Genomic DNA, 5,318 nt, shown 5'->3' with positions numbered 1-5,318 from the left:
GGATCTGCGCGGCCTGCTCGGCGCCTTCATGTTCCGCGGCGCGCAACTCGATCAGCCCGCCGCCACGCTGTCCGGCGGCGAGAAGACCCGACTGGCGTTGGCCGGGCTAGTGGCCTCCACCGCCAACGTGCTGCTGCTCGACGAGCCGACCAACAACCTCGACCCGGCGTCACGCGAGCAGGTGCTCGACGCGCTGCGCAGCTACACCGGCGCGGTGGTGCTGGTCACCCACGATCCAGGGGCGGCCGAGGCGTTGGCACCGCAGCGGGTGGTGCTGCTGCCGGACGGCACCGAGGACTACTGGTCGCCCGACTACCGAGACCTCATCGAGCTGGCCTGATACCGTCGTCGACTGTGACGACGCCGCATCGGCCGGCCCACCCTTCCCACCCGGCCTATATCCCCGGCGAACTCTGCGTCACCGTCGGGCTCGATCCGTCCGCTCCGCCCGACGAGTGCATGGCGCTCGTGAAAGCTGGCGTTGCCGCCGACGCGATCAGCGCTCCCGCCGCCGACGTGCCGGCGCTGCGCGAGGTGGTGCAGGAGGCTAACCGGGACGGCATCGACCTCAAGATTGTGGTGGTTGCCCGCAACCCGGCTATGGATACCGCGCTGCGTGACGTCGCTACCGTCGTGGGCAGCGATGACCCGGATTCCACCGTCTTGGTGCTCAGCCCGTCCTATGTCGGCAGCTACAGCGGGCAGTTCCATCGTGCCAAGTTGGAGGCCGGCGAAGACACGGCGAAGACCGGTAATCCGGTGGTGTCGGCGCAGAACTTCGTCAACGAGTTGAACCGGCCCGATCTCCCCTGGACGGCGTTGACAATCGTGTTGCTGCTCGGGGTCGTGGCGGTGACCGTGGGCACCCGGGTACTGCAACAGCGCAGCAAACGCATGCAGTCACCGGTCGGTGACCTCAACCATCACGACTGACCAGCAAAAATCAGTCAGTCAAAGCCGCGTCAGCGGATTCGTTAGCAAGTTCCGATATCACCGTTCGGTCACAATCGACCAACTACGACACCGTAGTTCGTTACGAATGTTCCCACAGTGTCTTAAGTGGCGTATGTTCCAGGTGATGCGTGTGTTGTGTTTGTGCTCGCGGCCCCGCTGGGCGCCGACCACCCGCGTTGAGTCCGAGGAGGCCCGAGTCGAATGAGACGCATCAGACGTCGTCACCAGGGCTCTCAAGGCTGCTCCCTCCGACGGGCCGTCGGGTTCGTCCAACCCGTCGGGGTCTCGGTGCTGAGCATGGCAGTGCTGCTGGCAGCGCCGGGGCTGGCGTTCGCCGACCCGGTGCTCGACTCCGTGTCAAGCCCGGAGCAGATCGCCACGCTGATCGCCGACGTCGCCGAAGCCAACCAGCGGCTCCAGGATCTGGCGGTAGCCGTTCAGACCGAAAAGGAAGATGTCAACAAGGCGTTGGCCGACGTGCAGACCGCACGAGACGACGCGGTCGCCACCCAGCACGACGTCGAGATCAGCCAGCAAGGGATCAAGGACGCCGACTCTGCGATCACCGCGGCTCAGCGGCGATTCGACAGGTTCGCGGCGGCGACGTACGTCAACGGCCCTTCGGGGGCCTACCTGAGCATGACCGGCCCGTCCGATGTCATCACCACCGCCACCGCCGGTGAGCTGGTGTCGGTCAGCTCCCAGCGGGTGCTGGCCGACCTGCAGCGGGCCCGCACCGAGCAGGTGAACAAGGAGTCAACGGCACGGCTGGCAAAGAAGAGAGCCGACCAGGCGGTCTCCGACGCCCAATCCAGTCAGGACGCCGCGGTGGCGGCGCTCATCGACACCGAGCGCAAATTCGGCGAGCAGCAGCAGCAGATCAAGCGGCTGGTCGCCCAGCGCAACGACGCTGCAGCCAAACTCGACGCGGCCCGCCGGCAGCGCCAACAGGCGCAGGCAGCGGGGCAACGTCCGGCACCGCCAGGCGCCCGATGGGAATCCGGGGCCAGACGCCCCGACCGGGAACCCAACGCGGCGCCGGCGGCGACTGACGCCGGCCGGTGGGACGGTGGGTGGGATCCGACACTGCCGGCCGTGCCCAGCGCCTTCGTCAGCGGTGACCCGATCGCCGTCATCAACACGGTGCTGGGGATCTCGGCAACCTCGGCGCAGGCCACCGCCAGCATGGGGCGCAAGTTCTTGCAGTCGGTGGGCCTGATCAGGCCGGACGCCCCTGCCGCAGCGGAGCCGGGCATCACCAACGGGCGGATTCCACGGGTGTATGGGCGCCAGGCCTCGGAATACGTGATCCGGCGCGGCATGTCGCAGATAGGGGTGCCCTACTCGTGGGGCGGCGGCAACGCCGTGGGGCCGAGCCGGGGCATCGACGGCGGTGCCAACACGGTCGGCTTCGACTGCTCGGGGCTGATCCTGTACTCGTTCGCCGGGGTGGGGATCAAGCTGCCGCACTATTCGGGCTCGCAGTACAAACTGGGCCGACAGATTCCGTCATCGCAGATGCGCCGCGGCGACGCCATCTTCTATGGGCCAGGCGGCAGTCAGCACGTGACCTTATACCTGGGTAACGGCCAGATGCTGGAAGCGCCCGATGTCGGGCAGACGGTGAAAGTGTCCCCGGTACGCACCAGCGGCATGACACCCTACGTGGTCCGGTACATCGAATACTGACGGATATCACAATGGAGAAGCCATGCGCCGCAAAATCTTTCGAGACTTGAAGCCAGGCAGGCTGACCTGGCTCATACTCGCGGTGATTCCGCTGGTGATCGGCCTGGCCGGGCCGGCTGCAGCCGAGAACCCGTGGGATCCGACGCTGCCGCAGTTGATCAGCGCAGGTGCGCCCGGCGACCCGCTGGCGATCGCCACCGCCTCGCTGAAAGCCACCGCACAGGCGACCCAGACGACGATGGACCTGGGCCGCAAGTTCCTGTCCGGGCTGGGGTTCAACATCGGCGGTGCCGATCCAAGTGAGGCCAGTGTCAACATCGCACCAGGTCGGCGGGTTTACGGCCGGCAGGCGATCGAGTACGTCATCCGCCGGGGCGGTTCGCAGCTGGGGGTGCCGTATTCGTGGGGAGGCGGCTCGCTCACCGGTCCCAGCAAAGGCGTCGGCGACGGCGCAGACACGGTGGGATTCGACTGTTCGGGTCTGATGCGCTACGCGTTCGCCGGCGTCGGGGTGCTGATCCCGCGGTTCTCCGGCGACCAGTACAACGCCGGCCGGCATATCCCACGTGATCAGGCCAAGCGGGGTGACCTGATCTTCTACGGCCCGGGCGGCGGCCAGCACGTCACCATGTACCTCGGCGACGGGAAGATGCTGGAAGCATCCGGCAGCGCCGGGAAGGTCACGGTCAGCCCGGTACGGACGGCGGGAATGACGCCGTACCTGACCCGGATCATCGAGTATTGACCGCCCGAGGCGGGGCGCTGCTCCGAGGCGACGTCGACGGAATCCCGGAGGCCTGGAATAGTGAAACGCGGGCATGCGACTGCCCCGCGGCCACCAGGTCGGGTACACAGTCGTGTCTGACAGAGGTATACCGAGGTTTACCGAGCTTGGAGGGTTGTCGATGACGTCACCAGATAGGACGCCCGCGGGTGCCGGGGGTTTTCCCGGGCCGGAAGGCCCCCCGGCCGGCGCTAACGGGCTGGCCGCCGAAGTGCACGCGCTCGAGCGGGCCATCTTCGAGGTCAAGCGCATCATCGTCGGGCAGGACCGGCTGGTTGAGCGCATCCTGGTCGGCCTGCTGGCCAAGGGCCATCTGTTGCTCGAAGGTGTCCCAGGGGTGGCCAAGACACTGGCGGTGGAGACGTTCGCGCGAGTGGTCGGCGGCACCTTTGCGCGAATACAGTTCACCCCGGACCTGGTGCCGACCGACATCGTCGGCACCCGCATCTACCGGCAGGGGCGAGAAGAGTTCGACACCGAACTGGGTCCGGTGGTGGTCAACTTCCTGCTGGCCGACGAGATCAACCGCGCGCCGGCCAAGGTGCAGTCCGCGCTGCTGGAGGTCATGCAGGAACGCCACGTGTCCATTGGCGGCAAGACCTTCCCGTTGCCCGACCCGTTTCTGGTGATGGCCACCCAGAACCCGATCGAGCACGAGGGTGTTTACCCGCTGCCGGAGGCGCAGCGCGACCGGTTCCTGTTCAAGATCAACGTCGACTACCCGTCGCCGGAGGAAGAGCGCGAGATCATCTACCGGATGGGTGTCACCCCACCGCAACCCAAGCAGATCCTCAACCCCGGTGACCTGCTGCGGCTGCAGGGGCTGGCCGCGAACAACTTCGTGCACCATGCGCTGGTCGACTACGTAGTGCGCGTTGTCATGGCCACCCGCATGCCGGAGCAGTTCGGCATGCCCGACGTCAAGAGCTGGCTCTCCTTCGGCGCGTCACCGCGCGCTTCGCTGGGCATCGTCGCGTCGGCGCGGACGTTGGCGCTGGTGCGGGGGCGTGATTACGTGGTCCCGCAGGACGTCATCGAAGTCATCCCCGACGTGCTGCGACACCGGCTGGTGCTGTCCTACGACGCGCTCGCCGACGAGATCACCCCGGACATCGTCATCAACCGGGTGCTGCAGACAGTCGCACTGCCCCAGGTGAACGCTGTTCCACAGCAAGCACATTCGGTGCCTCCGGTGGTTCCGGCCGCGGCGGCAGCGGCTAGCGGTCGGTGACCGAACCCGACACCCCGCCCGAGTCGGGGGGACCGGATACCCCGGATGCCACTGCGCCGCCGTCGATGCTGCGCGGCGACATCCGCGACCCCAAGCTCGCTGCGGCACTGCGCACCCTGGAGCTGACCGTCAAACGCAAGCTCGACGGGGTGTTACACGGCGACCACCTCGGCCTGATCCCCGGCCCGGGCTCCGAGCCCGGCGAATCGAGGCTCTACCAGCCCGGTGACGACGTGCGCCGGATGGACTGGTCAGTCACCGCGCGCACCACCCATCCGCATGTCCGCCAGATGATCGCCGATCGAGAGCTGGAGACCTGGCTGGTGGTCGACATGTCGGCCAGCATGGACTTCGGCACCGCTCGATGTGAGAAGCGCGACCTGGCGGTTGCGGCGGCCGCGGCCATCATCTTTCTCAACAGCGGCGGCGGCAACCGGATCGGCGCACTGGTCGCCAACGGCGAACGGACGGTGCGGGTGCCGGCGCGGTCGGGACGGATGCACGAGCAGACGCTGCTGCGGACGATCGCCACCACACCGCGGGCCGCGGTCGGGGTGCGCGGCGACCTCGCCGCGGCCATCGACGCGCTGCGCCGGCCGCAACGTCGCCGCGGCATGGCGGTGATCATCAGCGACTTCCTCGGCCCGATCAACTGGATGC

6 protein-coding genes are annotated in these 5,318 nt (G+C 67.5%); all 6 read left to right on the top strand.

Annotation, left to right across the window (positions count from 1 at the left end):
• Positions 1-340: AAA family ATPase (locus AC2VOP_RS21000; RefSeq protein WP_486962756.1), on the top strand; the 340-nt coding region annotated here is incomplete at its 5' end.
• A 59-nt stretch (positions 341-399) separates the two neighbouring features.
• Complete coding sequence (locus AC2VOP_RS20995; RefSeq protein WP_486962759.1) at positions 400-933, top strand: Rv1476 family membrane protein; 534 nt, start codon at positions 400-402, stop codon at positions 931-933.
• Positions 934-1,164: 231 nt separating this feature from the next.
• Positions 1,165-2,643: an NlpC/P60 family peptidoglycan endopeptidase RipA gene (gene ripA / locus AC2VOP_RS20990; RefSeq protein ID WP_486962758.1), complete on the top strand. Its 1,479-nt coding sequence runs from the start codon at positions 1,165-1,167 to the stop codon at positions 2,641-2,643.
• Positions 2,644-2,665: 22 nt separating this feature from the next.
• Positions 2,666-3,388: an NlpC/P60 family peptidoglycan endopeptidase RipB gene (gene ripB / locus AC2VOP_RS20985; RefSeq protein WP_486962755.1), complete on the top strand. Its 723-nt coding sequence runs from the start codon at positions 2,666-2,668 to the stop codon at positions 3,386-3,388.
• A 160-nt stretch (positions 3,389-3,548) separates the two neighbouring features.
• Positions 3,549-4,658, top strand: coding sequence for a chaperone MoxR1 (moxR1, locus tag AC2VOP_RS20980; RefSeq protein WP_486962754.1), 1,110 nt, complete (start codon positions 3,549-3,551; stop codon positions 4,656-4,658).
• Positions 4,659-4,723: 65 nt separating this feature from the next.
• Positions 4,724-5,318 (top strand): DUF58 domain-containing protein (locus tag AC2VOP_RS20975; RefSeq protein ID WP_486962757.1); only part of this gene is annotated, 595 nt, incomplete at its 3' end.

The organism is Mycobacterium sp. TH-M106 (assembly GCF_057473765.1).
Note: the sequence above shows the minus strand (reverse complement) of the source record. Positions and strands in the feature narration are given on the sequence as shown.

What these genes read in the sequence shown, in the direction of transcription:
- moxR1 (WP_486962754.1), top strand. Translation starts at nt 3,549, where the DNA reads ATGACGTCACCAGATAGGACGCCCGCGGGTGCCGGGGGTTTTCCCGGG.
- ripB (WP_486962755.1), top strand. Translation starts at nt 2,666, where the DNA reads ATGCGCCGCAAAATCTTTCGAGACTTGAAGCCAGGCAGGCTGACCTGG.